The sequence below is a fragment of the Nocardia sp. NPDC050799 genome (assembly GCF_040654015.1).
Taxonomy (GTDB): domain Bacteria; phylum Actinomycetota; class Actinomycetes; order Mycobacteriales; family Mycobacteriaceae; genus Nocardia.
The window spans coordinates 13,517-40,094 of the sequence record NZ_JBFAHF010000051.1; the positions used below are offsets into that span (position 1 = coordinate 13,517).

At 68.1% G+C, this 26,578-nt stretch carries 27 protein-coding genes; 17 read left to right on the plus strand and 10 right to left on the minus strand.

What is annotated here, in order from left to right:
- Positions 1-124: 124 nt before the first annotated feature.
- From AB0H42_RS32640 to AB0H42_RS32650, 3 genes are all read left to right on the plus strand, one after another.
- Entirely contained in the window at positions 125-898 is a 774-nt protein-coding gene (locus tag AB0H42_RS32640; protein ID WP_357062981.1) for a hotdog domain-containing protein, read from the plus strand.
- 244 nt (positions 899-1,142) lie between these two features.
- Positions 1,143-1,793 carry a TetR/AcrR family transcriptional regulator gene (locus tag AB0H42_RS32645; RefSeq protein WP_357062983.1) on the plus strand — a complete coding sequence of 217 codons (651 nt, stop codon included), beginning with the start codon at positions 1,143-1,145 and terminating at the stop codon, positions 1,791-1,793.
- A 191-nt stretch (positions 1,794-1,984) separates the two neighbouring features.
- Positions 1,985-2,794 (plus strand): SAM-dependent methyltransferase, encoded by an 810-nt coding sequence (locus AB0H42_RS32650; RefSeq protein ID WP_357062985.1) that lies wholly within the window; start codon positions 1,985-1,987, stop codon positions 2,792-2,794.
- 81 nt (positions 2,795-2,875) lie between these two features.
- On the opposite strand, the gene AB0H42_RS32655 is transcribed toward AB0H42_RS32650, so the two are convergent.
- Together AB0H42_RS32655 and AB0H42_RS32660 are read right to left on the minus strand one after the other, a co-directional pair.
- The gene (locus AB0H42_RS32655) at positions 2,876-3,739 is read right to left on the minus strand and encodes an SDR family oxidoreductase (RefSeq protein ID WP_357062986.1); all 864 of its coding nucleotides are present in this window, start codon (positions 3,737-3,739) and stop codon (positions 2,876-2,878) included.
- A 136-nt stretch (positions 3,740-3,875) separates the two neighbouring features.
- Positions 3,876-4,277 carry a hypothetical protein gene (locus AB0H42_RS32660; RefSeq protein ID WP_357062988.1) on the minus strand — a complete coding sequence of 134 codons (402 nt, stop codon included), beginning with the start codon at positions 4,275-4,277 and terminating at the stop codon, positions 3,876-3,878.
- Positions 4,278-4,769: 492 nt separating this feature from the next.
- On the opposite strand from AB0H42_RS32660, the gene AB0H42_RS32665 reads away from it, so the two are divergent.
- The 6 genes from AB0H42_RS32665 (at position 4,770) to AB0H42_RS32690 (ending at position 11,821) form a co-directional block, all read left to right on the plus strand.
- The gene (locus tag AB0H42_RS32665) at positions 4,770-5,378 is read left to right on the plus strand and encodes a hypothetical protein (RefSeq protein WP_357062990.1); all 609 of its coding nucleotides are present in this window, start codon (positions 4,770-4,772) and stop codon (positions 5,376-5,378) included.
- Complete coding sequence (locus AB0H42_RS32670; protein WP_357062991.1) at positions 5,375-6,100, plus strand: hypothetical protein; 726 nt, start codon at positions 5,375-5,377, stop codon at positions 6,098-6,100. Before AB0H42_RS32665 ends, AB0H42_RS32670 begins: the two co-directional genes overlap by 4 nt.
- An 85-nt stretch (positions 6,101-6,185) precedes the next feature.
- Complete coding sequence (locus tag AB0H42_RS32675) at positions 6,186-7,838, plus strand: alkaline phosphatase D family protein (RefSeq protein ID WP_357062993.1); 1,653 nt, start codon at positions 6,186-6,188, stop codon at positions 7,836-7,838.
- Positions 7,839-7,936: 98 nt separating this feature from the next.
- Complete coding sequence (locus AB0H42_RS32680; RefSeq protein ID WP_357062995.1) at positions 7,937-9,724, plus strand: GMC family oxidoreductase; 1,788 nt, start codon at positions 7,937-7,939, stop codon at positions 9,722-9,724.
- A 335-nt stretch (positions 9,725-10,059) separates the two neighbouring features.
- Positions 10,060-11,334, plus strand: a complete 1,275-nt coding sequence (locus AB0H42_RS32685; RefSeq protein ID WP_357063021.1) for an MFS transporter — start codon at positions 10,060-10,062, stop codon at positions 11,332-11,334.
- A 25-nt stretch (positions 11,335-11,359) separates the two neighbouring features.
- Entirely contained in the window at positions 11,360-11,821 is a 462-nt protein-coding gene (locus AB0H42_RS32690; RefSeq protein WP_357062996.1) for a YiiD C-terminal domain-containing protein, read from the plus strand.
- Positions 11,822-11,890: 69 nt separating this feature from the next.
- Here the strand turns inward: AB0H42_RS32690 and AB0H42_RS32695 are convergent, their stop codons facing one another.
- The gene (locus AB0H42_RS32695) at positions 11,891-12,259 is read right to left on the minus strand and encodes a hypothetical protein (protein ID WP_357062998.1); all 369 of its coding nucleotides are present in this window, start codon (positions 12,257-12,259) and stop codon (positions 11,891-11,893) included.
- 714 nt (positions 12,260-12,973) lie between these two features.
- Here AB0H42_RS32695 and AB0H42_RS32700 point away from each other — a divergent pair.
- Positions 12,974-14,080: a GTP-binding protein gene (locus AB0H42_RS32700; RefSeq protein ID WP_357063000.1), complete on the plus strand. Its 1,107-nt coding sequence runs from the start codon at positions 12,974-12,976 to the stop codon at positions 14,078-14,080.
- Here the strand turns inward: AB0H42_RS32700 and AB0H42_RS32705 are convergent.
- The 3 genes from AB0H42_RS32705 to glp are packed head-to-tail and all read right to left on the minus strand — an operon-like array spanning position 14,032 to position 16,812.
- Positions 14,032-14,502: a molybdenum cofactor biosynthesis protein MoaE gene (locus AB0H42_RS32705; protein ID WP_357063002.1), complete on the minus strand. Its 471-nt coding sequence runs from the start codon at positions 14,500-14,502 to the stop codon at positions 14,032-14,034. The genes AB0H42_RS32700 and AB0H42_RS32705 overlap by 49 nt on opposite strands.
- On the minus strand, positions 14,495-15,592 hold the full coding sequence (gene moaCB, locus AB0H42_RS32710; RefSeq protein WP_357063004.1) for a bifunctional molybdenum cofactor biosynthesis protein MoaC/MoaB: 1,098 nt from the start codon (positions 15,590-15,592) through the stop codon (positions 14,495-14,497). The genes AB0H42_RS32705 and moaCB overlap by 8 nt, the downstream gene beginning before the upstream one ends.
- Positions 15,589-16,812, minus strand: coding sequence for a gephyrin-like molybdotransferase Glp (gene glp, locus AB0H42_RS32715; RefSeq protein ID WP_357063006.1), 1,224 nt, complete (start codon positions 16,810-16,812; stop codon positions 15,589-15,591). The genes moaCB and glp overlap by 4 nt, the downstream gene beginning before the upstream one ends.
- Positions 16,813-16,946: 134 nt before the next feature.
- Here glp and moaA point away from each other — a divergent pair, with 134 nt between their 5' ends.
- Both moaA and AB0H42_RS32725 read left to right on the plus strand, forming a co-directional pair.
- Positions 16,947-18,005: a GTP 3',8-cyclase MoaA gene (gene moaA / locus AB0H42_RS32720; RefSeq protein ID WP_357063008.1), complete on the plus strand. Its 1,059-nt coding sequence runs from the start codon at positions 16,947-16,949 to the stop codon at positions 18,003-18,005.
- Positions 17,998-18,240 carry a MoaD/ThiS family protein gene (locus tag AB0H42_RS32725; RefSeq protein ID WP_357063009.1) on the plus strand — a complete coding sequence of 81 codons (243 nt, stop codon included), beginning with the start codon at positions 17,998-18,000 and terminating at the stop codon, positions 18,238-18,240. The genes moaA and AB0H42_RS32725 overlap by 8 nt, the downstream gene beginning before the upstream one ends.
- A gap of 213 nt (positions 18,241-18,453) precedes the next feature.
- Here AB0H42_RS32725 and nadE read toward each other — a convergent pair whose 3' ends face one another.
- Together nadE and AB0H42_RS32735 are read right to left on the minus strand one after the other, a co-directional pair.
- On the minus strand, positions 18,454-19,278 hold the full coding sequence (gene nadE / locus AB0H42_RS32730) for an ammonia-dependent NAD(+) synthetase (RefSeq protein WP_357063010.1): 825 nt from the start codon (positions 19,276-19,278) through the stop codon (positions 18,454-18,456).
- Positions 19,279-19,289: 11 nt separating this feature from the next.
- The gene (locus AB0H42_RS32735) at positions 19,290-19,895 is read right to left on the minus strand and encodes a helix-turn-helix domain-containing protein (RefSeq protein WP_357063023.1); all 606 of its coding nucleotides are present in this window, start codon (positions 19,893-19,895) and stop codon (positions 19,290-19,292) included.
- A gap of 211 nt (positions 19,896-20,106) precedes the next feature.
- Between AB0H42_RS32735 and AB0H42_RS32740 the strand changes: the two genes are divergently transcribed.
- From AB0H42_RS32740 to nrdE, 4 genes are all read left to right on the plus strand, one after another.
- A complete protein-coding gene (locus AB0H42_RS32740) occupies positions 20,107-20,676 on the plus strand; it encodes an NAD(P)H-dependent oxidoreductase (protein ID WP_357063011.1) in 570 nt (189 codons plus the stop codon).
- Positions 20,677-21,208: 532 nt separating this feature from the next.
- Complete coding sequence (nrdH, locus tag AB0H42_RS32745) at positions 21,209-21,439, plus strand: glutaredoxin-like protein NrdH (protein WP_265804318.1); 231 nt, start codon at positions 21,209-21,211, stop codon at positions 21,437-21,439.
- A 118-nt stretch (positions 21,440-21,557) separates the two neighbouring features.
- Complete coding sequence (nrdI, locus tag AB0H42_RS32750; protein WP_357063012.1) at positions 21,558-22,007, plus strand: class Ib ribonucleoside-diphosphate reductase assembly flavoprotein NrdI; 450 nt, start codon at positions 21,558-21,560, stop codon at positions 22,005-22,007.
- A complete protein-coding gene (gene nrdE, locus AB0H42_RS32755) occupies positions 22,004-24,163 on the plus strand; it encodes a class 1b ribonucleoside-diphosphate reductase subunit alpha (protein ID WP_357063014.1) in 2,160 nt (719 codons plus the stop codon). Before nrdI ends, nrdE begins: the two co-directional genes overlap by 4 nt.
- Before the next feature lie 32 nt (positions 24,164-24,195).
- Here the strand turns inward: nrdE and AB0H42_RS32760 are convergent, their stop codons facing one another.
- Complete coding sequence (locus AB0H42_RS32760) at positions 24,196-24,384, minus strand: hypothetical protein (protein WP_357063016.1); 189 nt, start codon at positions 24,382-24,384, stop codon at positions 24,196-24,198.
- 69 nt (positions 24,385-24,453) lie between these two features.
- On the opposite strand from AB0H42_RS32760, the gene AB0H42_RS32765 reads away from it, so the two are divergent.
- Positions 24,454-25,143, plus strand: coding sequence for a hypothetical protein (locus AB0H42_RS32765; RefSeq protein WP_357063017.1), 690 nt, complete (start codon positions 24,454-24,456; stop codon positions 25,141-25,143).
- Between the two features lie 130 nt (positions 25,144-25,273).
- Here AB0H42_RS32765 and AB0H42_RS32770 read toward each other — a convergent pair whose 3' ends face one another.
- Positions 25,274-26,269 (minus strand): LLM class F420-dependent oxidoreductase, encoded by a 996-nt coding sequence (locus AB0H42_RS32770; protein WP_357063019.1) that lies wholly within the window; start codon positions 26,267-26,269, stop codon positions 25,274-25,276.
- Positions 26,270-26,578: the final 309 nt, after the last annotated feature.

Genomic DNA, 26,578 nt, shown 5'->3' on the forward strand with positions numbered 1-26,578 from the left:
GTTCCCGCCCGGGCTCGGGGACGTGGCCCGGGCGTTCCGGCTCGCCGCCCGATACGTTGGACATGTCCGGTCGGCGCCCGGCTGTTCCCCCGGCGCGACCCGGGCGGGCACGAGGAGGCAACCCATGACGGTCGAGACCGGAACCGCGCCGCGGCGCCAGCATATTCTGCTGGAGCTGGGCTTCGCGACCACGCGGGCCGGCGACGAGCTGCACGGGGCGGCGGCGATCACCCCGCAGATGCACGTCCCCGGCACCGAGCGGCTGCGCACCTCGGTGCTGGCCACCTGGACCGATACGGTGACCGGGCTGCTGGCCGCGCTCACCCTGGGGCCGCGGGTGCCGGTCACCCTCGAACTCGATGTACACCTGTACCGGCCGGCGCCGGGATCCGGCGAGGTCCGAGCGGTGGGGCGCAAGATCAAAGCGGGGCGGTCGGTGTTCGTCGCGGAGGTCGAATGGACCGTCGACGGCGAACCGTTCGCCTTCGGCGGCGGATCGTTCATGGTCTCGCCCGACGCGGACCTGCGGCTGCCCGCGGGATTGAGCGTCGATATGCCGGTATCGGACCGGCTGCTCGAGGTGCCGCTCGCCGAACGCGCGGGATGCGTGCGTCGCGCCCCCGGCACCGCGGTGCTGCCGCGCACCGACGACGGCCTGAACGCCTCCCGGACCGTCAACGGCGGTCTGATCGCGCTCGCGGCGGAGGAGGCCATTCTGTCGCTGGCGCCCGGGTCCACGCTGAGCACCCTCGGCCTGCGATACCTGCAACCCGCCCGGGTGGGGCCGGTGGTCGCCGACGCGACACTGCGGGCCGAGGTCGGCCGGGCGACGCTGCGCGATACCGGGAACTCCGATCGGATCACCACGCTGGCGACGGGCCGCCTGTTCCCGGCGTGATCCCGGTATTCGAGCCTGTCGGCGCCCGCCGCTACCGACTTCCGCGATCCGCTCGGCCGGCGATGGCGGAGTTCGTGCGCGCCCGCCGCTACCGACTTCCGCGATCCGCCCGGCCCGCGATGGCGGCGAGTGACCGGTGAACGCCCGGCAGGAGAACACTTCCGCAAGCCGGCAGGTCGGCGGGGGAGCCGACAACGTATCCGCGGGTGGGAATCCCGGCGAGGGGGCCGCGCCGGAGCTCACGGTGGCCGGTCGTTCCACCCGGCCCGCCCCGAAGAGCCGTCGCGGGATCCGCACCCGCGCGGCGCTGCTCGCGGCGGCTCGAACGGTTTTCGAGGCCGACGGGTTCGTGGATGCCCGGATCAGTGACATCACCCGGACCGCCGGGGTGGCGTCGGGGTCCTTCTACACCCATTTCGACAGCAAGGAAGAGATTTTCGCCGCTGTAGTCGAGCAGGTCCGGGAGGAGATGCTGCATCCGCACGTCCGGGCGCGCGCCGGTAGCGACGATCCGCGCGACTGGATCGCCGCGGCGAACCGGGAGTACCTGCGGTCCTATCGGCGCAATGCGCGGCTGATGGCCGTTCTGGAGCAGGTGTCCCGGGTCGACCCGCAGTTCGCCGCGCTGCGGGCCGAGCGGGCCTCGGCGTTCATCGATCGCAATGCGGCGCTGATCCGCGACCTGCAGGAGCGTGGTCTGGTCACGGCGCGGTTGCATGCGCGGGTGACGGCGCTGGCGTTGTCGAGCATGGTGAGCAAGGTCGCCTATCTGGTGTTCGTGGAGGGTGAGCAGATCGAATTCGACACCTTGCTGGAGACACTCGACTGGATCTGGTGCAACGCTCTGCAATTGCCCGAATCACGCGGCACGGGAACGGGTTCCGATCGGAAATAGGAGTGCGTTGTGTGATTCCGCTCCGCGCGGTCGATGGCACCACGGATGAGGTGTGGTCGTATCGGGCCGATATCCGGGATCCGGGAGAGCTACCGCCGCGTAGGTCTGGCCGAAGTCGCTGCCTGCCTGCATCATTGGCATGTCCTGCCGAGATGCCTCACAGACGATCCGAGACCGATAGGGGACAGAGAATGACCGAAGCCGACCGCAAGACGGCGTCAGTGAACCGGACCGTACCCAGCAGCGCCCGCATCTACGATTACGTTCTCGGCGGCAAAGATCACTACCCGGTGGATCGGGACGCCGCCGAGAAAGTGGTCGCGGCGTTTCCCACCGTCCGGGTCGCCGCCCGGCAGAACCGGAACTTCATGCAGCGCGCGGTGAACGAGATCACCGCGGCCGGCGTCACCCAGTTCCTGGATATCGGCACCGGTATCCCCACCGAGCCGAACCTGCACCAGGTGGCGCAGGCCGCGCAACCGACGGCCCGGGTGGTTTATGTGGACAACGATCCGATCGTGCTCGCCCATGCCCGTGCGCTGCTGGTCGGCACGAGTGAGGGACGCACCACCTACATCGACGCCGATCTCACCGATCCGGCGGCGATCCTGGCGGCGCCGCAATTACGCGAAACGCTCGATCTGGCGCGCCCGGTGGCGCTGAGCCTGATCGCCGTCCTGCACTTCCTGACCGCCGAACAGGACCCCTACGGTGTGGTCGCGACGCTGGTGGACGCTCTCGCGCCCGGTTCGTTCGTGGTCGCCTCCCACATCACCACCGACCTCGACCCGGAGAACATGGCGAAGGCGCTCGCGGTGTACCGGCAGAGCGGGGTGTTCGCGCAGTCCCGGAGCCGGGCGGAATTCGCCCGTTTCTTCGACGGGCTGGAGTTGCTGGAACCGGGAGTCGTTGTGGCCAACCAGTGGCGTCCGGTGGGTGAGTCACCGGAGTGGCTGGATACGCAGGTGAACTGCTGGGCCGGGGTGGCGCGGAAGCGATAGCCGGCCCGGGTGGCCGACCGGAACACCGAACCCGGGGGCCCGGTGCGCCCCGGGCACGTATCCAGCGCAGGCAGTCCGTGGTTACTCCGCACGCGGGGTCGCGGAGAAACCACGGAACCGGCGCAGGTAGCCGACGATGCGGCGCAGCGGTACCGCGCGCGGCCAATCGTCCGGCCGGAAGTAGGCGTCGGTGCCGCCGTCCACGAAAATAACACTGCCGCAAAGGAATTCGGCGGCCGGCGACAGCATCATGCAGACCCAGTCGGCGATGTGTTCCGGTGTGCCGAAGCCGCCGGTGGGGACCGGGAACGCGTTGATCGCCTTGGCCTCGGTGGGGGAGGCGAGCTGGCGTTCGAGCAGCGGGGTGAGGATCGCGCCGGGGGCGATGACATTGAGCCGGATACCGGCCCCGGCCCATTCCGGACGGACGGCCCGGCGGCGCACCCAGCGACCGACCGCGATCTTGGAGGCCGCGTACACGAACGGCGCGGCCTGCTTGCCGAAGATCTTCACCGTCCGGACGGCGCGTTCGGTATCGCCGGCCAGGAACGCCGCCACCGTCCGGCGCGGCACCGCGGGGACCGTGGTGGCGGAATTGCTGCCGAAGGCGACGACCCGTGCGGATCCGGTCGCCGCGAGCGCGGGTCGCCAGCCCTCCAGCAACTCGATCGTGCCGAGATAGTTCACCGCGGCGATCACCGGCAACCGGGCGGGATCCGGTACCGGCCCCAGCCCGGCCGCGAGTACGGCGCCGTCGAGGCGGCCGTCCGCGGCGGCCAGTACCGCGTCTATCGCGCTGCGCCGGCCCGCGGCGGTGGCGAGGTCGGCGACGATATCGGTCTGCTGGATATCCACCCCGATCACCCGGTGGCCCGCGGCGGTCAGCTTGTCGGCGACCGCCCTGCCCATCCCCGAGGCCGCACCCGTGACCGCGTAGACACCCATCCGAAATCCCTTCGTCCGGCCCGGGACTGCCGTCCCGGGCCCATTCGACGGAGTCTGTCAAAAGTACGGAGTCTGTCAAGCGGCCTGGAGTGATCCCGGTGGCGATCGCGACCGGCCGCCGGTCCGTACCGCCCGGTCAGCCGGGCAGGCTCAGATACTCGGGCAGAGTGAGACAGACGATGCCGAAGTCGTGCCCCTTCTGCACATACACCTCGGTGCCCACCCCGTCGGCCGATACCGAATGCCGACCGGACACCGTCGGCGCCCAGTCCGCGGTGAACGTGCCGGGGCCGGCCTGCTCGATCGGCCCGAAGGTGCCGCCGGGCTGCCCGTTCACCCGGTCCTCCAGGGTGCCCACCCCGTCCCCGCTGACTGTGACGGTGTAGGTGCAGCCGGTCCCGTACTGGACGAAGCCGAGGCCGAAACCACCGGAGACGCTCACGTTCGATACCGCGGCCCCGGCGCCGGGTGCGGGCCCGAACGCGGTCGCGGCGGCGAGGGCGCAGGCGGTGAGCAGCGTGTGTGCGGCGGTCGTCATGGCGCGTGCTCCGGTCGGATCGACGGTGGGGACACGGTGGAACGTCCTGTAAGTAGTGCAGCACTCCGGGGTCGCGCGGCACAGTCCCCGTCGATCACGAAGTAGTCCCGGTTGACGCGGGCGGGCGAGGCCGCCGGACCCGGCCGCCGGTCCCGCGACGACTGGCACATTTCGGCGGGTGTGTAACACCTCGAAGCCTTCCGATGAATAACCGGGCGTAAAAGTTATGGCCACTGGACGATTGCCGGCGGAATGCTGCCGAGGCCGATGCTGGTGTCACGGTGTTATCGCAGAGTCGTATAACCGTTGACCGAGACGAGTATTGCGGAATTGCCGCCGAACAGAGCGGTTATTGATCAGCAATTTAAAGGATGTGTTTTCCGTTTAATTCCTGATATGCACTCGAACTCCGAATATCGGTATGGTCCTGTGCGCGAATGAAATCGCAGCCGCCCGGCCCAGGGTCGGTTCACGTGAGAAGGAATGAACGTAATGAAGTTCGGCACTTTCGCCGCTACCGCACTTCTGTCCGTCGCCGCTGTAGGGATTTCCGCCGGCGTGGTGCACGCCGAACCCGCGGCTCCGGCTCCGGAGATCAAGAGCGAGGGCGTCGACCAGGGCGTCGCCTACGAGACCAGCGTCGACCAGAAGACCCAGACGATCACCACCGAGGTCCACGACGGGCGGTTCGAACTGACGCCGGACGGCGCCAAGGCCGTACTCAAGGCCGTCAGCGGTGCCGTGGTGGCCGAAGTGCCGCTGCAGTACGAGATCTCCGGCAGTGAGATGGCGGTGGCCCACGAGATCAGCGCGGACGGGACCACTCTCGAGCTGACGCCGACGGTCACCGCCGAGAACATCGGCGAGATGCGGCCGGTCAGCTCGATGGCCCGGCTGACCACCGAACTGCAGGAGAACGTCGTCGGCGTCGCGGCGGGCGCGGTGCTCGGTGGTCTGCTCGGCGCGCTCGTCGGGCTCGGCTTCCTCAGCATCATCACCGGTCCGATCGGCCTGGTCGTGGGTGCGGTGGCCGGCGGTTACATCACCGGCGGGCAGCCGTTCGTCGACGCGGTGTTCGCCGTGCTGCGCGGCGAACCGTGACCCAGCCGGGCCCGGAGGAGGACGGCGGGAATCCGCCGCTCTCACCGCAGGACAAACGTGCCCGGGTCGGTGCCACCGCCGCCGCGATCGCCATCGCGGCCGTGGTGACCTCGATCGTGCTCGGCATCGGCGTGGCCGCGCTGCTGGCCACCGCCGGCAGTGACGAGACGACCGAAGATCTCGCCGCGCCGGCCGCCGTCGAGACGACGGCCGCCACCGGCGTGACCGAGACCTCGCCCGCCCCGGTGGCCCCGCCGTCGGTGCTGGTGCCGTCGACGGTCCCGCCGACCACCACCCCCTCCGCGGTCGGTATCGCGGGTTCGGCCAACAAAGAGGCGAAACAGGCCCCACCGAAGGTCGAGGTCGCGGCGGGGGAGTGCCTGAGCGCGCTGGGGGAGAAGGAGGTCACCAAGGCCGCCTGCGGTAGCGCGGAATCCCGGTACAAGGTGGTCGCTGCCGGTCCGGCGGGGACCGCCTGTCCGTCCGACGCCGACTCGGGCCACACCATCGGCGAGACGACCCTGTGCCTCGATATCGACTGGGTCGTCGGCAGCTGTGTGGATGTCTCGGGCGATCAGCCGCAACGTACGGAATGCGGGCCGGGCGGGGTGCAGGTGATCAGCATCCTGCCGGACACGGTGAATGTGAACGCATGTCCGTCGGCCGACCGCGGGTTCGTCTACGACGAACGCCGGTTCGTGGTCTGTATCGGCGATCGATAGACCGGTCCGGTCGCCCGGTGACCGGACCGGGCGACCGGGTTCCGCCACGGTCGTTCCGGCGATTCGGGCCGGGTTAAGCTGATTCATGGCTCTGTCCCGACGTCGGTTACTGCAGGCGGGCACCGCCGGTGCGGCCGCGCTCCTGGCCGGCGCGGGTCTCGCGAGCAGCGCTCCGTACCGGGCGCCGCGATGGCTCGGCGATCCTTTCACCTTGGGAGTGGCGTCCGGCGATCCATTGCCCGACGGGGTCGTACTGTGGACCCGGCTGGCTCCGGACCCGTTCGCGCCCGATGCGCTCGGCGGCACCGCCCGGGCGCCGGTCACCGTCGAGTACGAAGTCGCCGAGGACGAGCATTTCCGCCGGATCGCCGCCCGCGGCAGCGCGCTCGCCACCCGGGAACTGGCCCACAGTGTGCATCCGGAGGTCCGGGGACTGGCACCGGATCGCTGGTACTACTACCGCTTCCGCGCCGGGGCGGCGATCTCCCCGGTGGGCCGTACCCGCACCGCCCCCGCCGCGGGTGCGCGGGTGGCGCGGTTGCGTTTCGCCTTCGCCTCCTGCCAGCACTGGAGTTCCGGCTATTACACCGCCTATCGGCATCTGTGCGACGAAGACCTCGATTTCGTGGTGCACCTGGGCGATTACATCTACGAGAAGGAATGGGCCCGCGGTCGCGCGGGCGTCGCGATCCCGGAGACGCTGGGTGCGGAGGCCGCCGATCTCACCGGTTACCGGCTGCGGTACGCGCAGTACAAGGCCGAACCCGAACTGCGTGCCGCACATGCCGCGTTCCCCTGGATCTGTACCTTCGACGATCACGAGATCGACAACAACTGGGCCGGTTTCGATCCGGGCGCCGGGATCGATATCCAGCTGCTGCCCGCCCTGTTCCGGCGGCGTCGCACGGCCGCGTTCCGGGCGATGTACGAACATCTGCCGCTGCGTATCGACCAGCTACCCGCCGGGCCCTACATCCGGATGCACCGTCGCTACGCCTTCGGTGATCTCGCCGATCTCACCATGCTCGACACCCGCCAGCACCGGACCTCGCTGGTCTGCGGTGACGGTGGAAACCTGGTGGTCGACTGCCCGGATCGCTTCGCGGCGGACCGCACGATACTGGGCGCGCCGCAACGCGAGTGGCTGATCGACGGCCTCACGCGCTCGCCGGCCCGCTGGCAGATCCTGGGCAATCAGGTCGCGATGGCGCAGTCCGACCACGACCCCGGCCCGGCGGTCGCGGTGGGCACCGATGCCTGGGACGGCTATGTCGCCGACCGCGACGCGGTGCTCGCCGCGGCGGCGGCGCGCGGGCGCGGAAACCTGGTGGTGCTCACCGGTGACCGGCACGAGAACTACGTGGTCGATCTGCGCGGGAACTATCGCGACCCGCACTCCCCGGTGGTGGCCACCGAGTTCACCGGGACCTCGATCACCACCGGACGCGACGGCGCCGACCTTCCGCCGCGGGGCCGGATGCTGCTGGAGGCCAACCCCGATATGAAGTTCTTCAACGGCCAGCGGGGTTACGTCCGGGTGGAGGTCGACGAGCGGCTGTGGCGCAGCGACTACCGGGTGGTGCCCTATGTCGGGCGACCCGGAGCGCCGATCGGCACCCGGGCCAGCTATGTCGTGGAGCACGGCCGGCCCGGCGCGCAGGCCGACCGGGACTCCGGGGCCGTCGTGCCCGACGCGGTGGTTCCCGGCTCCGGCCCGGTGGCGGCGGCCGAGCGGTGAGCGGGAAGGGCCGTGCTCGGACAGGTTGGCCGAAAGTGCCGATTTCGTGTCCGCGGGTATGTGCCCCCGACGGTGATCCAGGCCATAGTCTCGGAAAGATGTCCAGTTCCGCAACGAGCACCGGCACCGGCGCCGGGCCCGGCCAGACCTTCGACTACGACGTCCTCGTCATCGGCTCCGGATTCGGGGGCAGCGTCAGCGCCCTGCGGTTGACCGAGAAGGGATACCGGGTCGGCGTCCTCGAGGCCGGCCGCCGCTTCGCCGACGACGAGTTCGCCAAAACATCCTGGCGTGCCAGGCAGTACCTGTGGGCGCCGTATCTCGGCTGCTTCGGTATCCAACGGCTCGCGCTGCTGAAGAACACCCTCATCATGGCCGGCTCGGGAGTCGGCGGTGGCTCCCTGGTCTACGCCAACACCCTCTACGAGCCGCCGGAAAAATTCTTCCGCGACGGCCAGTGGGCCGGTATCACGGACTGGAAAGACGAGCTCACACCCTACTACGACCAGGCCAAACGCATGCTGGGCGTGACTACGAATCCGGCGACCACGCCGACCGACCGGGTCTTCCTGGAGGTCGCCGAGGAACTGGGTGTCGCCGATTCCTATCAGCGGACGCCGGTCGGCGTCTTCTTCGGCGGTCCCGGGAGCAGGCCCGGCGAGAATGTACCCGATCCGTATTTCGGGGGCGCCGGGCCCGCGCGCCGCACCTGCACCCACTGCGGCGAATGTATGACGGGCTGTCGCCACAACGCCAAGAACACCCTGGTCAAGAACTACCTGTACCTGGCCGAGCAGGCCGGTGCCACGGTGCACGCCCTGCGCACCGTCACCGATGTGAAACCGTTGCCCGGCGGCGGCTACACGGTGGCCACGGTGACGACCGGGCGCTGGCTGCGTAAGAAACGCACCACCTTCACCGCCGAGCAGGTGATCTTCTCCGCGGCCTCCCTGGGCACCCAGCGGCTGCTGCACAAGCTGCGCGATTCCGGGTCGCTACCCGAGATCTCCGGCCGGCTGGGGTTCCTGTCCCGGACCAATTCCGAGGAACTGCTCGCGATCCGCAGCCGGGACAAGAACAGCGATTTCACCAAGGGGGTGGCGATCACCTCCTCGATCCATCCCGATCACGACACCCATATCGAACCGGTGCGCTACGGCAAGGGCAGCAATGTCATTTCGCTGATGGGCAGTGTCATGGTCGACGAGGAACCGGGGGTGTCCAAACGCCGGCTGTGGTTGCGCGAGATCTGGCGCAACCGCCGCGACCTGCCGCATCTGCACAACCCGCGGGGCTGGTCGGAACAGATGATCGGACTGCTGGTGATGCAGTCGGTGGACAATTCGATCACCACCTACACCAAACGCGGGCTGTTCGGCCGCAAGATGACCACCCGGCAGGGTGAGGGCGCTCCCAACCCGACCTGGATCCCGGCCGGGCACGAGGTGGGCCGCCGGGTCGCCGACAAGATCGACGGTATCGCCGGCGGGGCCACCAGCAGTGTGTTCAATATTCCGATGACCGGCCATTTCATCGGCGGCTGTGTGATCGGGGAGAGCGCCGAGACCGGTGTCGTGGATCCCTACCAGCGGCTCTACGGCCATCCGGGGCTGCACGTGATCGACGGTTCGACCATTTCCGCCAACCTCGGCGTCAACCCCTCCCTCACCATCACCGCACAGTCCGAACGCGCGGTGGCGATGTGGCCGAACAAGGGCGAGGCGGATTCCCGGCCACCGCTCGGCGCGCCCTATCGACGGGTCGCCCCCGTCGCCCCGGTGTCGCCGGTGGTGCCGGAGTCGGCGCCCGCGGCGCTGCGGCTGCCGCTCATCGAGGTGAACCATCGGCCCGACCCCGCCGCTGTCGGCGGCGAGGAGTCGCGCTGAGCGGCCGGGACCACCGGCCCGCGGACGGCCGCCGCGGGCGGGTCCGGGGCCGGTTCTCCCACGGGTGTGATCGCCTTCACATACGCTGGTAAGTAGCTGATGAGAGGTGCCCGGCGCCCGGGCTCCGGCACTGCGAGCGTTTACCCAGGCAAAATCGCGGGTAACGGGTTGAGGTCGATACTCGCCGGAACCCGGTCGCCGGCGAGCGCGACGTCATGGGTCGGCCGGGCCGACACGGACGCATGCGCCGGAGAGGACTGACCGTGACGGACCAGAAGCCGGAACCAGACCAGGTCGAATCACCGCAACTCAAGAGGTCGGTGGCGGCCTCGGCAATGGGCAATGCCACCGAATGGTTCGACTACGGTGTCTACGCCGCGACCGCCACCTACCTGACCGACGCATTCTTCCCCGGGGAACTCGGCACCCTCGGCACCATGCTCGGCTTCGCCGTCTCCTTCGTCCTGCGGCCGGTCGGCGGCATGGTGTGGGGCCCGCTGGGCGACCGGGTGGGCCGCAAAGTGGTGCTGGCCACCACCATCCTGCTCATGGCCGCCGCCACCGGCCTGATCGGTGTGCTGCCGACCCACGGCCAGGTCGGGGTGCTCGCCCCCATCCTGCTGATCCTGCTCCGCGTCGTGCAGGGTTTCTCGACCGGCGGCGAGTACGGGGGCGCGGCCACCTACCTGGCCGAATGCGCGAGCGACAAGAAGCGCGGCTTCTTCGGCAGCTTCCTGGAGTTCGGTACCCTCGGCGGTTTCGTGGGCGGTTCCGCGGTCGTGCTGTTGTGCCAGCTGATCCTCGGTTCGGACGCCATGCACGATTGGGGCTGGCGGATCCCGTTCCTGATCGCCATCCCGCTGGGCGCGATCGGCTGGTATCTGCGGACCAAGCTCGACGAATCGCCGGTGTTCACCGAGGTCAACGAACACGAACACCCCCAGGGTGGGCTCCGGGTGCTGCTCACCGAGTACCGGCGCGAACTGCTGACCCTGTTCGGCCTGGTCGTCGCGCTGAACGTGGCGAACTACACGCTGCTCACCTACCAGCCGACCTACCTGCAGAACACCATCGGTCTCGGGGAGTCCACCACCACCACCATGATGCTCATCGGGCAGGTGGTGATGATGGCCTGTGTCCCGTTCTTCGGCCGGTTGTCGGACCGGACCGGGCGGCGGCCGCTGTGGTTGTTCTCGCTCGTCGGTCTCGCGGTGCTGTCCGTGCCGATGTACTGGCTGATGGGTGTGGGGCCCGTCTGGGCGGTGGTGGGCTTCGTGGTGCTGGGTCTGCTGTATGTTCCGCAGCTGTCCACCATCAGCGCGACCTTCCCGGCCATCTTCCCGACCCATGTGCGGTACGCCGGGTTCGCCCTGGCCTACAACGTGTCGACCGCCGTGTTCGGTGGTACCGCGCCGCTGGTGAACGAAGCGGTGATCGAGGCGACCGGGTGGACCCTGTTCCCGGCCCTCTATATGGTGGTCGCCGCGCTGGTCGGTCTGGTGGCGTGGTATTTCCTGCGGGAGACTGCGGGTACGTCGCTGCGCGGCACCGAGGTGCCCGACGCGGCCGAACCCGACCCGCCGACCACCGAGAAACAAATCGTCGCGTGACGTATCGGAAGGGCCGAAACCTGATATGAGTGATGTCCGCAACCCGCCCATCGCCGAGGTCGTGAACTCGGCGCTGGAACAGACCATTCCGGTGGCGCACCGGATGGGGGTGCACGCCGAGGAGGTGCGCCGCGGGTACGCCGCTGCCACGGTGCCCGTCGAGGGCAACGGCAACCATTTCGGTGTCATGTACGCCGGGGTGCTGTTCACCGTGGGCGAGATCCTGGGCGGAGCCATCGCGGTGGCCAGTTTCGACACCACGCGGTTCTATCCGCTGGTGAAGGACCTGCGGATCGTGTTCCGGAAACCGGCGACCACGGCGGTCCGTGCCCAGGCCACCCTGGACGAGGCCGAGATCGACCGGATCGCGGCCGAGGCCGCGGCCAACGGTAAAGCGGATTTCACGCTGCGCGCGGTGCTCAGCGATGCCGACGGTGTGATCGTCGCCGAAACCGAAGGGCTGTACCAGCTGCGCGCCCACCGGTGACGGGCCGCCGCGGCGCTGCCGGCCCGGTCTCCCCGCATTCGGGGGAGCCGGGTCGCGGTCGGTCGCGGGTCAGCCTCCGGCCGAACCGGTCGGCGCCGGCGGGACCATGCGCCAGGGACCGCAGTTCTCGGTCTTGAAGCCCGCGTCGGTCGGTTTCACGGTGACCCGGATCGGGCCCAGCTTGGTGTAGTTGTTCTCGATGATGTATCTCATCTCCGTGTTGTCGCCCTCGACCAACCGCAGCCGTCGCCAGTCGCAGCTGCGGGCGGGATCGGCGGGTCCGGGCGATTCCCACGTTCCGGGCCGGATATCGACGCCGACCCGGTAGACGCCGTCGCGCGATATATGATCCGCGGGCTCGGCCGCCGCGATACCGCCGCCCAGCACGGTCGCCGCCGACAACACCGCACCGGCGATCAGAAACGTGCCTGCACGCATTCGTTCTCCTCGGTATTTCTCTGTTTCTCGATACAGTGAGATCCTCCCGATCTCCCCGGCACGTCTACCAGAGTCGTGCTACCGATTTCGGAGAATCGCGATATTTCCGGAGAATTCGCGGAATACCCGCGGCCCCGCGAGTCAGGTGACTTGGTCGGCGTCGTCTGTATTCTCGCCGCCCCGGGCGCGTCCGCGGGCGGAGCTCAACGCCGCAAAATTTCGGCTACCGCGACGGCGGCGTGCCCGTGTCCGCACGCCCTGTTACGAGCGAGTTTTCGCGTCATGCTTTCTGAAACGTATGACATTCTGAAACATGGACAATTCTGTTGGAATGTGGACGGGTGGTGCACCGGCTGTCCTGAAGTCGGTCGTATCGAGGGCAGTCGGCGCCGATCAGGGACCTGACGCATTCCCCGGCCACCCGGGACACGTCCGATGACCCCGCCCCGGCCACCTACATCTCGCTACCCGTGGTGGAGACCATGCCGTCGGGAGCCCGCCGCTGGTCGGGCAAACCGGGCGCTCTCGGATGAGCGGGGGTGACCGGGGCGTCTGTTCCGAACGGTTTTCGCGTTGCCATGCGGTGACGCGTCGGCACAGGATCCGCCGAACTGGCCCGGGGCGATACCCCGTGCCGAGTCTTACGAAGCCTGAACGACGGGACCGAGGGGGCCTCGACCCCGCGCGCCGAAGGCGCGCCAATACTATTGCCCGGTGCCTGAGCGTATACCCGTGGTGATCGTGGCCGGATTCCTCGGTGCGGGAAAGACCACTCTTCTCAACGACCTGTTGCGCAACAACCGGGGCACCCGGATCGGGGTGGTGGTCAACGATTTCGGCGCCGTGAACATCGACGCGATGCTGGTGGCGGGCCAGGTCGACGCCATGGTGTCGCTGGGCAACGGCTGTGTGTGCTGCGCGGTGGACGTCTCCGAACTCGACGAGCTGTTCACCCGGTTGACCGATCCCCGCGCCGGTATCGATGTGATCGTGGTGGAGGCCAGCGGTCTGGCCGAACCGCGCAATCTGGTGCGCATGGTGGTGGGCAGCGAGAACTCCCGGATCCGCTACGGCGGGCTGCTCGAAGTGGTGGACGCGGGGGAGTTCGCCGGGAGCCGGGCGCGGCATCCGGAACTGGCGAGCCATCTGCGTCTGGCCGATCTGGTGGTGGTGAACAAGGCCGACCGGGTCGGTGCCGCGCAACTGGAAGGATTGCGCGCAGAGATCACGGAACTCACCGGGGGCGCACCGGTGTACGCGACCACGCGCGGACGGATCGATCCGGGTCTGCTGTTCGATCCGCGCCGCCGCGGCGAATCCCGTATCGGCGAGCAGTTGAGTCTCGACGAACTGCTGCGCGAGGAGCACGCGCACGACGAGCACGACAGTGACCACCGGCATTTGCACGACGATTACACCAGCGTGGTGTTCACCGAGACCGCGGCGCTGCATCCACGCCGGCTGGTCGAATTCCTGGAGCAACCGCCCGCCGGGCTGTTCCGGGCGAAAGGTTTCCTCACCTTCGCCGCGCCGGGGCCCGGCCGTTTCCTTTTGCACCTGGTCGGCCGCGCGATCACCCTGGAACCGGTCGGCCGGGCCGCCCGCGGCGCCGGGACGGAACTGGTGCTCATCGGCACCGGGTTGGATACCGACGCGGTACTGGAACGGTTGCGCGCGACTGTGCACGGTGGACCCGAGAGCCTGGACGAACAGGAGATGCTCGCGGTCTGGCGCTATGTCCCCGATATCGCGCGGGAGGCGGCCGACGACGACTACCCGCAGGCGTTGACCCATTCGGAGAGCCCGTCGGCGAACAGCTGACGTTTCCAGATCGGCACTTCGTGTTTGATCCGGTCCACCAGCGTCGAGCAGGCCGCGAAGGCCTCGGCGCGATGCGGTGCGGCCACCGCCGTCACGATCGCCAGATCACCTACCACCAGGTCGCCGACCCGATGCACGGCCGCCACCGGCAGACCGCTCGATTCGGCGACCGAGGCGCAGCATGCGCGCAGGAAGCGGATCGCTTCCGGATGTGCCGAGTACTCCAGCGCCGAAACCGCCTGGCCGCCGTCGTGGTCGCGGACCACGCCGGTGAACAGCACCACCGCCCCGTGGTGCGGTCCGCGGACGGCCGCGTCGACGACGGCGGGATCCAGGGCCCGGTCACTGATCTCGGCGAGCCGTACTCCGCCGACCGCCGGGGGGTGCTCGCGGCCGGGGGTCCCGGTGGACAGGTCAGGCATGTGCGCTCTCGTTCCCGATAGTCTTCTCCCGCGGCACGCCGGAGGTCTTCCGCGCACTGTCGTGCTCGTGCGCACCGCCACCGGCCACCTGCGCGAGCAGATGCGTGAGCAGCGGTTCCAGCACCGCGATACCGTCTTTCACCCCGCCCGGGGAACCGGGCAGATTCACCACCACCGAACGGCCGGCCAGACCCGCGACGCCGCGGCTGAGCGCGGCGAGCGGGAACTTCGCCGTGCCGCGCTGCCGGATCGCCTCGGCGACCCCGGGGAGCTCCCGGTCCAGCAGGGCCGCGGTGGCCTCCGGGGTGTGGTCGGTGGGGGAGGCGCCGGTACCGCCGGTGGTCACCACGAGGTCGGGGGCGGTGTGCAGTGCGTCGGCCAGGCCGTCGGCGATCTCGGCGTCGGCGTAGACGAGGGGGCCGCGCACGGTGTATCCGAGATCGCGCAGCCAGGACACCAGCCGTGGTCCGGTGGTGTCGGTCCGGGTTCCGGCCGCCGCGCCGGTGGAGGACACGAGCACCACCGCGGTGCCGCTGATATCGCTTCGGGGCGTGGCCGCATGCGTTTCCGCTTCGGAGTGCGGCACCGGATGCGGGGCGGGGCCGGTATCGGCCGGTGCCTGCGCGCGGGTCCAGTGGCCGCGTTTTCCGCCTTCCTTGCTGAGCAGGCGTACGCCGTTCAGCTCCGCCGCCGGGTCGACCGCTTTCACCATGTCGTGCAGGGTGAGTCCGGCCACGGCCACCGCCGTCAGCGCTTCCATCTCCACCCCGGTCGGTCCGGTGGTCTTGGCAGTGGCCTCGATGGTGATGGTGGAGCCGGTGAAACCGAATTCGACCTTCACCGAGGACAACGCGAGCTGGTGGCACAGCGGAATGAGTTCGGCGGTCTTCTTGGCGCCCGCGATTCCGGCCAGCCGGGCGGTCGCGAGAACATCGGCCTTGGGCATATCGTCGGCGCGCACCAGCGCCACCACCTCCGCGGTGGTGCGCAGTTCCCCGCCCGCGACGGCGATCCGCGCGGTATCGGCCTTGGCACTCACATCCACCATGCGGGCGCGGCCTTCGGCATCCACATGTGACAACTCGCTCATAGTTCCCACACTCGCACAGTCGCGCCGGGCGCGAGTTCGGTCACCGCGGCCGGAATATCGATCAGCACATCGGCCGCCGCCATACTCGCGACGAGATGGGAACCGGGGCCGGAAACCACCTCCACGCCATGTGGCCGCGTCCCGTGGCGGACCAGCCGGCCGCGCAGGAACTGGCGGCGGCCCTCGGGCGAGCGGCGCACCGCGCCCAGCAGCGGAAGCTCGTATTCGGGTACCGGGTCCAGCCCGGAGAGATGCCGCAGGATCGGCCGGGCCAGCACCTCGAACGACACCACCGCGCTCACCGGGTTCCCCGGGAAGCTCAGCACCGGCACGCCGTCGACGACCGTGAGGCCCTGGGGGCCGCCCGGTTGCATGGCCACCGAGCCGAACTCGCCCCCGAGCGGGATGAGGACCTCCCGGACGACCTCGAAATCGCCCTTCGACACCCCGCCCGTGGTGATCACCAGATCGGCGGCGACGGTCGCGGAGCGGAGCAACTGCCGGAACTCCGCGGGTTCGTCACCGCAGTGTTCGACACCGGCCACCGCGACACCGTTGGCGGTGAGCGCGGCCGCCAGGGCGATTCCGTTGGAGTTGTAGATCTGCCCCGGCCGCAGCTCGGCTCCGGCAGGCACCAACTCGCTTCCGGTGCTGACGACGACCGCCCGCACCGGTGCGAACACCGGGACCCGGCCCACACCCGCCGCGGCCAGCGCCGCGATATGACGCGGGGCGAGCACGGTCGCGGCGGGGACCAGTTCGGCACCCACCCGGATATCGCTGCCCGGCTCCCGGACGTATTCGCCGGCCGAGCGGCCGCGGGTGATCCGCACCGAGTGCGCGTCGGCGGTCGTATCCTCCACCGGGACCACGCAATCGGCGCCGGCCGGTAGCGGCGCCCCGGTCATCACCTTGCGCGCGGTCCCCGGCGCCAGCGCTTCGTGGCCGGGGTCACCGGCGGCGATCACGCCGGTGAGCGGCAGGGTCACCGGGGCGACCGCGACATCCTGCGCGCGTACGGCGTAGCCGTCCATGGCCGAGTTCCGGAAAACGGGCAGATCGATCGGCGCGTGCTGATCCTGTGCCAGCCGGCGTCCGAGCGCCTCGGCCACCGGGACGTACTCCACCGGCCGGGCGGCCAGCGGCCGCAACAGCTGTTCGATGGTGTCGCGATAGTCGTCCGCCGACCGGACCGGACGACTGGCGGGCCGAGAAATCATAGGTTCAGACTAGTAGCGCGCACCGGGCCATTGCCGCCCGTCGTGGGCTATGGCGACGCGCGGCCGGGTGCCCGATACCGGCAGATACCGCGGCGGCTCGATATCGATGTGGACCCGGCGTACATAATGGAGGCGTGACGCTGGTCGAAATGGGGATTCCCACCGTGCGGTCCGGGCGCCCTTCCCTCGATGGACGTCCGGAAACGCCGCTGCTGGTGGATCGATTCGGCCGGACCGCGCGGGATCTGCGGGTGTCGATCACGGAGAAGTGCTCGCTGCGCTGTACCTACTGCATGCCCGAGGAAGGGCTGCCGGCCATCCCGCCCGCGGAGTTGCTCACGGCGGCCGAGATCGTTCGCCTGGTCACGCTCGCCGTCCGCGATCTGGGTGTACGCGAGGTACGGTTCACCGGCGGCGAACCGCTGATGCGCCGCGATCTGGAGGAGATCGTGGCCGGCTGTCACGCGGCGGTACCGGAGGTGCCCCTGGCCATGACCTCCAACGGGGTCGGCCTGCGGCATCGCGCCGCCGGGCTGGCGGCCGCCGGGCTGAGCCGGGTCAATATCTCCCTCGATACCGTGGACCGGGCCGATTTCGCCCGGTTGACCCGCCGGGACCGGCTGGATTCGGCGCTGTCGGGTATCCGTGCCGCCATCGTGGCCGGGCTGGCGCCGGTGAAGCTGAACGCGGTCCTCATGCGGCAGACCCTGCACGGTGCCACGGACCTGCTGCGCTGGTGCCTGGACGAAGGGTGTGAACTGCGGTTCATCGAGGAGATGCCGCTGGACGCCGACCACGAATGGGCGCGGACCGATATGGTGACCGCCGCCGAACTGCTGGAGGTGCTGGGCGCACGGTTCCGGCTCACCGCCGTCGGCCGCGACGATCCGGCCGCACCCGCGGAGACCTGGCTGGTCGACGGGGGCCCCGCGACCGTCGGCATCATCGCCTCGGTGACCCGTAAATTCTGCGATACCTGTGACCGCACCCGGCTCACCGCCGACGGTATGCTGCGGTCCTGCCTGTTCAGTGATCAGGAGTTCGATCTGCGCGCGAATCTGCGCGCCGGAGCGAGCGACGAGGAGCTCGCGCAGCTGTGGCGCGGCGCGATGTGGCAGAAATGGGCGGGCCACGGTATCGATGCCGCGGATTTCGTCCCCCCGGAACGCACGATGGGAGCGATAGGTGGTTGAGGTCCGCTACTTTGCCGCCGTGGCCGACGCGGTCGGCAAGACCACCGAGACACTGGACCTGCCGCCCGGCGCCACGATCGCCGACCTCCGTTCCCGGCTGAGCGCGGTCTACGGTCCGGATCTGGACAAGATGCTCGGTGTCTGCGCGTACCTGATGGGTGACGAGCTGACCCGGGACAGCGGCGCGACACTGACCGCGCGCGTCGATGTCATGCCACCCTTCGCGGGCGGCTGATCCGCACGGCGCGATCAGCGCCGCCAGCGGTGATCATCTGCGCGTTCGCGCGACAGCCGGTCGCCCGGCCCCGGACGAGAACTTCCTCAGCGTCTCCGGGCACGACGGGACGAGAGTTCTTCCGTAGTGCGACCATCCCGGCCCGGACTCTCGATCAGTGAATGGTCGCGCCCGCGACGGCCGGTTGGACGTCGGGCGTGTGCACTACCGCGCTCAGCGCCACCAATCGTCGAGCGGAGTCACCGGAACCGTGCGCTTGTGCCGGGTGGTCCGGTAGACCGTTTCGACCCGCTTCGCCACTTCGTCGGTGACGTCCTTGCCCTCGAGGTAGTCGTCGATCTCGCTGTAGCGAAGGCCGAGCGCTTCCTCATCGGGCAGCGCCGGACGGTCGTCCTCCAGGTCCGCGGTCGGCACCTTGGACGACAGGCGCGCGGGTGCGCCCAATTCCTCGAGCAGCGCGGCACCCTGCCGTTTGGTCAGACCGGTCAGCGGGGTGACGTCCACGCCGCCGTCGCCGTATTTGGTGAAGAACCCGGTGACCGCTTCGGCGGCGTGATCGGTACCGATCACCAGCAGGTTCTCCTGACCGGCGATGGCGTACTGGATCACCATCCGCTCGCGGGCCTTGATGTTGCCGCGCACGAAATCCCGTAGTTTGCCGACCTCGAGGGCCGAAGCCACCTCTGCCGCCACGGCGTTGGCGCCCGGCCGGACGTTCACCACCACCGATTCGTCGGGCGCGACGAAGGTCATGGCGACGCGGGCGTCGGCTTCGTCGGATTGAACACCGTAGGGTAGCCGCACCGCCACGAATCGGACCTCGTGACCTTCGGCGCGCAACTCTTCGGCGGCCAGCTGGCACAGCCGTCCGGCGAGGGCGCTGTCCTGGCCCCCGCTGATGCCGAGCACGAAACCCTTCGCCGGTGTGGCGCGCAGATAGTCCTTCAGGAAATCGACGCGGCGCCGAATCTCGTCCTTCGGCTCGATGTTCGGCAGCACACCCAGTTCGGAGATGATCTGTTCACGCAGGTTTCCCATGCCGGATCACTCTACTGCTCGGTGGAAACGGCCACGCGACGAACAAGGGCTTCCCAGTTGTCGCCGATCTGCTCGCGCGTGTAACCGAGTGTGCGGAGCTGGTGCAGGACGAGCGCGGCGCCGAGCGCGGCCAGCAGGGTGTCGGCCAGCAGCGCGGGATCACCCGGGCTGCCCGCGTCGCGCAGCAGCATCGTCACATGGGTTTTCAGTACGAGGTAGGGCCGGCTGCTGAAATGGTCCTCCGAGGAGCCGAGTTCGGCCGCGCGATGCAGTTCGCCCGCCACCTCGACATCCAGGAGCCGGGCCCGCCCGAACGCGACGAGCCGCTCCACCGGTGGCGCGCCCGGCCCCAGCGGCGGTGGGCCGAAGATGAACGCCTCCTGCGCCTGGGTCTCGGAGTGGTCGAGCAGTGCGTACATCAGGCCGGTCCGGTTGCCGAACCGCCGGAACACCGTGCCCTTGCCGACCCCGGCCCGTTTGGCGAGCGCGTCCATGGTGAGGGCGTCCACACCGTGGTCGCGTACGAGTTCCTGGGCGGCGTCGAGCAACCGGCGCCGGTTGCGCGCGGCGTCGGCGCGTTCGGCGGGTTCGGCGGTACCGGGTAGTTCGGGTCCCACCCTTCGATGCGGCGGGCGGACCCGCAGTGCGAGCGGCTCGGCGGACGCGGGGATCGGTCGCGGGTCACCCGGGGGTCCGGATTCGGCGGAATCCGGGCTGAGTGTGTCGTAGTTCACGGCGCTGTGCGTCCCTCCGGAGGAATGTAGCGGACCGCGGTCCGGTTAACCTGGGCAGTGCGATCGTCACACAACTAGTACCGCAGGAGTGAACATGAGCCAGACCCGTATCGTCGCCCTCGTCGGCAGCCTTCGCGAGGCCTCGGTCAGTCGGCAGGTCGCCGAGGCGGCGGCCTCGACCGCGCCCGCGGGCGCCGAGGTCTCCCTCTACGAAGGTATCGGTGATATCCCGTTCTACAACGAAGATATCGATATCGCGGGTTCGGTACCGGCCGCCGCCCAGGCGCTGCGTGACGCGGTCGCGGCGAGCGACGGTCTGCTGTTGGTCACCCCGGAATATAACGGCACCCTGCCGGCGGTACTGAAGAATGCGATCGATTGGCTGTCCCGTCCCTACGGCGCGGGCGCGATCGGCGGTAAGCCGGTGGCCGTGCTCAGCGGTTCGATCAGCCCCAACGCCGCCCGGTGGGCGCACGCCGACGCGGTCAAGTCCGTGGGTATCGCCGGCGCGAAGATCGTCGAGGAGGCGCATCTGCACTATGCCGCGTGGGGTGAGCGCTTCGCCGCCGGTCACCCGCTTGGGGACGCCGAGGCGCAGCGCGAACTGGCCGAGTCGGTGAAGGTTCTGGTCACCGCGGCCAGCGGGGAACTCGTCTCCGCCTGATATCAGCGCATCGCGAGGGCCGCTCCGTCGTCGACGGAGCGGCCCTCGCGTTTCCGGTCGGTCGGTTTCCTACGGGACCCGAGGGCCTGCTGGGGCCCGGCGCTACTGGTGTGACAGGCGTAGTCTCTTGCGTTTGCTGAAAAAGAACTGGCCCGGGTGATTTGTGATCTGGGCCACGGTGAATTCGGCGTGTCGAGTTGCTGTCCTGCGGCTTACAGCGGTGAAATCACATGGTTGTGACTCGCAACATCTCGTGTTGTTTCTTTCTGTCGGCCACTAGGTGTAGTGTCATCGATGCCTGGAGGCGGTGGCGCAATCGGCCCGCCGGCACCGGGTGGAACCGGCCCGGACATGGCGTTTCAGGGTCGGTCCTCGGAGTTTGCGCAGATCATCCGATTGTGCCGACACACCGCACAACACAGACGGGTCACCGGCTGGATCAGGCATGCGGTGAGCTCGGCCCGGAGGGCGGCGGACCGTCACCACGAAGGACCGCGAACACCGCACATAGGCACAGGAGAGAGGGACTCGAATGATCACCGTGTACACCAAGCCCGCTTGCGTGCAGTGCAACGCCACCTACAAGGCCCTCGACAAGGCCGGGGTGGAATACCGGATCGTCGATATCTCCACCGATGACGATGCCCGCGACTACGTGATGGCCCTCGGCTACCTGCAGGCCCCCGTCGTCGTCTCCGGTGACGAGCACTGGTCCGGCTTCCGGCCCGACCGCATCAAGGCGCTGGCCACCGTCGCAGCCTGAGTGCGTCAGGCCCGCAGGCGGCAGCGCAGCGTAATTACGAAGGGCCCGCGCTCAGGCGCGATAGATACAGCCTGAGCCGACAGCGCGCCCGACCGGGTCGGGGCACAGGGGAGGTGAGATGTTCGAGTCGCATACGCTGGTCTATTTCTCCAGTGCGTCGGAGAACACCCACCGGTTCGTCGAGAAGCTGGATATCCCGGCACTCCGGATCCCCCTGCACACCACCGGCTCGCTGCGGGTCGACGAACCCTACGTCTTGATCGTCCCCACCTACGGGGGCGGTCGGCACGTATTCGGTTCGACACGTTCCGACAAGGAATTCGTCCCGCGCCAGGTCGCCAAGTTCCTCAACGATCCGCACAACCGCGCCCTGTTACGCGGGGTCATCGCGGCCGGGAACACGAACTTCGGCGACACCTTCTGCTTCGCAGGCGATGTCATCTCGCGTAAATGCGGAGTGCCCTACCTGTACCGCTTCGAACTCATGGGAACCGCCGAGGACGTCGCCCGCGTCCGTGAGGGATTGGGATTGTTTTGGCAGCAACAACGACAGCACCAGCAGGTATGACCGCCCGCCTGGAGCAGCCCCCGCAGCGCGCCGGCGAATCCGGTGAGGTGCTGGACTACCACGCCCTCAACGCGATGCTGAACCTGTACGGCCCGGACGGCGAGATCCAGTTCGACAAGGATCGCGAAGCCGCCAACCAGTACTTCCTGCAGCACGTCAACCAGAACACTGTCTTCTTCCACAACCTCGACGAGAAGCTCGATTACCTCGTGGAGGAGAACTACTACGAACCCGAGGTACTCGACCAGTACCGCCGGGCCTTCGTGAAGAAGCTGTTCCAGCAGGCGTATGCCAAGAAGTTCCGCTTCCCCACCTTCCTCGGCGCGTTCAAGTACTACACCTCCTACACCCTCAAGACCTTCGACGGGAAGCGCTACCTGGAGCGTTTCGAGGACCGGGTGTGCATGGTCGCGCTGACCCTGGCCGCCGGTGATGAGGTGCTCGCGGGCAAACTCGTCGAAGAGATCATCGACGGCCGCTTCCAGCCGGCCACCCCGACCTTCCTCAACTCCGGTAAGAAGCAGCGCGGCGAGCCCGTCAGTTGTTTTCTCTTACGCATCGAGGACAATATGGAGTCCATCGGGCGCTCCATCAACTCCGCGCTGCAGCTGTCCAAGCGCGGCGGCGGGGTGGCACTGCTGCTCAGCAATATCCGTGAGCACGGCGCCCCGATCAAGAAGATCGAGAACCAGTCCTCCGGCGTCATCCCGATCATGAAGCTGCTCGAGGATTCCTTCTCCTACGCCAACCAGCTCGGTGCGCGCCAGGGCGCGGGTGCGGTGTACCTGCACGCCCACCACCCCGATATCTACCGTTTCCTCGACACCAAGCGGGAGAACGCGGACGAGAAGATCCGCATCAAGACGCTGTCGCTGGGCGTGGTGATCCCGGACATCACCTTCGAACTGGCCAAGAAGAACGAGGACATGTACCTGTTCTCGCCGTACGACGTGGAACGTATCTACGGCAAGCCGTTCGCCGATGTCGACGTCACCGAGAAGTACTACGAGATGGTCGACGACAAGCGGATCCGCAAGTCCAAGATCAAGGCGCGCGAGTTCTTCCAGACCATCGCCGAGCTGCAGTTCGAATCCGGTTACCCCTACATCATGTTCGAGGACACGGTGAACCGGGCCAACCCGATCGCCGGTAAGATCACCCACTCCAACCTGTGCTCGGAGATCCTGCAGGTCTCCACGCCGTCGATCTACAACGACGACCTCACCTACGCCCACGTGGGCAAGGACATCTCCTGCAACCTGGGATCGCTCAATATCGCCAAGGCGATGGACTCCCCGGATTTCGCGCGCACCATCGAGGTCTCCATCCGGGCCCTGACCGCCGTCTCCGATCAGACCCATATCAACTCGGTGCCCTCGATCGAACAGGGCAACAACTCCTCGCACGCCATCGGCCTCGGCCAGATGAACCTGCACGGCTACCTGGCCCGCGAACACATCCACTACGGGTCCGACGAAGGCCTGGATTTCACGAACATCTACTTCTACACCGTCGTCTATCACGCCCTGCGGGCCTCGAATATGATTGCGCGGGAACGTGGTACGTACTTCGGTGGGTTCCCCGAATCCAAGTACGCCTCCGGTGAGTACTTCGACAAGTACACCGACCGGGTGTGGGAGCCGAAGACCGAACGGGTCGCCCGGTTGTTCGCCGATGCCGATATCCGCATCCCCACCCAGGACGACTGGCGGGAACTGAAGGCCGCGGTCATGGAGCATGGTCTCTACAACCAGAACCTGCAGGCCGTCCCGCCGACCGGATCGATCTCCTACATCAACCACTCCACCAGTTCCATCCACCCGGTGGCGTCGAAGATCGAGATCCGCAAGGAAGGCAAGATCGGCCGCGTCTACTACCCGGCCCCGTACATGACCAATGAGAACCTGGACTACTACCAGGACGCGTACGAGATCGGCTACGAGAAGATCATCGACACCTACGCCGCGGCCACCCAGCACGTGGACCAGGGCTTGTCGCTGACCCTCTTCTTCAAGGACACCGCCACCACCCGCGACCTGAACAAGGCCCAGATCTACGCCTGGCGCAAGGGCATCAAAACCCTCTACTACATCCGCCTGCGGCAGATGGCGCTGGAGGGCACCGAGGTCGAGGGCTGCGTGAGCTGCATGCTGTAGTCCTCGTGTGGGATACAGGCCGGCGCCGGTGATCAATGGGTGCACAGTGGCACCGCATGTCGGAAGTGGTGGAACGGATCACCGGCGCTCTGATGAGATTCACCGAGCGGGATGTCGGTCGGCGGCAGGACTTCAACGGGACGATCCGGACCGGTCCTGCGGCCGCCGGCAACGCAGAAGAGGCTTCCGTCGGCCTGCTCGGTGGAGACCGGATCGAACATTCACGGGATCCCGCTTCGGGGCGGCCGGAACAGTCGCGGTCGTATCGGCCGACTCCGGAGGAGCAGGCGATGAGTTCCCGGCAGTTGAGGTCCGAAGACGAGTTGACCGCGTCGCTGCCGCCGGGCAACAACAATGGTGTGCACATCATGCGGGACAGCGACGACGAATTGGTGGTCTACAAGCCCGCGGCCGAGGAAACCTTCGAAGGGATCAGCTGGATTCGGCATGTGCCGGGTGAACTGGCGAAGCGGGAGGTCGCGGCGTATCGCCTCAACCGGTTGCTGGGGTTCGACCTCGTACCCCCCACCGGGCTGATCGAGCGGGGGCCGCACGGCCCTGGCTCCGTGCAGGAATATCGCAAACTGCGACCCGACGAGGAGCCCTGGCACGCCTTCGACGCAAAGCAGCAGCAACAGGCGGCCGTCCTGCACTACATCATCGGTATGCCGGATGGGTTGGCGCACAATTACCGGCGCGACCAGAACGGTGACCTGGTTCTATTCGACCACGGGTACGCCTTTCCGCAGGCCCGGGACCCCCGTCGCGATGACGCGATATCGTTCGGGATCGACTCCGACTTCGCGGACACCCACCGCGGCGCCGACTTCGACTCGGGTGTACTGGAAGCGGTGGATTCCCTGTCCCCTGAACAGGTGCGTGCCGCCCTCGACGACCTCGGCTTCGACGAGAGCGCGATCAGTGGAGTCCTGGGGAGAATCGAAGACATCCAGTCCGCACGTACCATTCCGAGGCTCTGATACGGATTTACCCATAGCCGCTCCTGATCCTCGTCGACGGAATCAGGTACGGCTCGAGTCCTCCGATATCGCGCGGTGGTCCACGGCGTAGTTGTCGGCCTCGGCGCGCCGGGACCACCGCTGCCCGAAGTCAGGAAAGCGCCGGGAGGACTTCGCGTTCGAAGAGTTCGATACCGCTGGTGTCGTAGGCCGCTTCGGGGAAGTTGAAGATGGCGTAGCCCAGGCCGCGATCGCGGACGGCGGACAGTTTCTCCACGATCTGTTCCGGGGTGCCGACCGCCGCGCCGCCGCTGTTCAGGTTGTCGACGTAGGCGCGGGCTTTCTCCGCGCCCAGGACCGGGGCGATCCGGGCGGCGTGCTCGGACTTGCGCTGTTCGACCTCGGCCTCGGTAGCACCGATGGCGACATTGAAGTTGGCGCTGCGCACGATGGCGTCGAAATCGGTGCCGACATCGGCACAGTGCGCGCGCAGGATCTCCGATTTGTGGGTGAACTCGTCGGGGTTGTTACCGGCGAAGTTCGTGTAGTGCGCGTATTTCGCGGCGATACGCAGGGTTTTCTTCTCGCCGCCGCCCGCGATCCAGAGCGGCAGGCCGCCCTCCTGGGCGGGTAGCGGGCGCACGATCGCGCCGTCCACCTGGTAGTAGCGGCCGTCGAGGGTGGCGGTGCCGGTCTGCCAGGCCTGACGGAAGATCTGTACCCCTTCGTCGAGCCGGCCGAGCCGCTCCCCGGCGGCGGGGAAACCGTAGCCGTAGGCGCGCCATTCGTGCTCGTACCAGCCGCCGCCGATACCCATTTCGGTGCGGCCACCGGAGATCAGATCCACTGTCGCCGCGACCTTGGCGAGATAGGCGGGGTTGCGGTAACTGATCGCGGTACACATCTGGCCCAGCCGCACCCGGGTCGTGGTGGCGGCGAAGGCGGATATGAGGGTCCAGGCCTCGTGCGTGGCTTCCTCGCTCGGCTCCGGAACGGTGTGGAAATGGTCGTACACCCACAGCGACTCCCACACCGGGTTCGCATCGGCGCGGGCCGCCAGACCCCGCATCACCTCCCAGTGGGTAGCGGGATCGAGACCGACCAGGTCGAGACGCCACCCCTGCGGGATGAAGATTCCGAAGCGCACAGCACTCTCCTCAGATGTCGGGCCCCGGGGGCCACCGCGAGATACTCCACTTCCACTCTGTCGAGATCTCGGCGGACGGGCAACGTTTGTACGCTGCGCGCGTCGAATTGCGGGCGCCGTCGCCACCTCGTCCCACTCGCCTCCGGACGCCTGCGCCGCGGCTGTCAGAGATCAGTTCACTTCTCGGGCGCTTTGGATATGTCCATCAACCGATCTTGGGCTCAACCGGTCAACGCATCACCGCGTGGATGATCATGTCGGCGTGGAGGGTTCGATGCGGGACTACGGGATGTCACCTGCTGGTCAGGA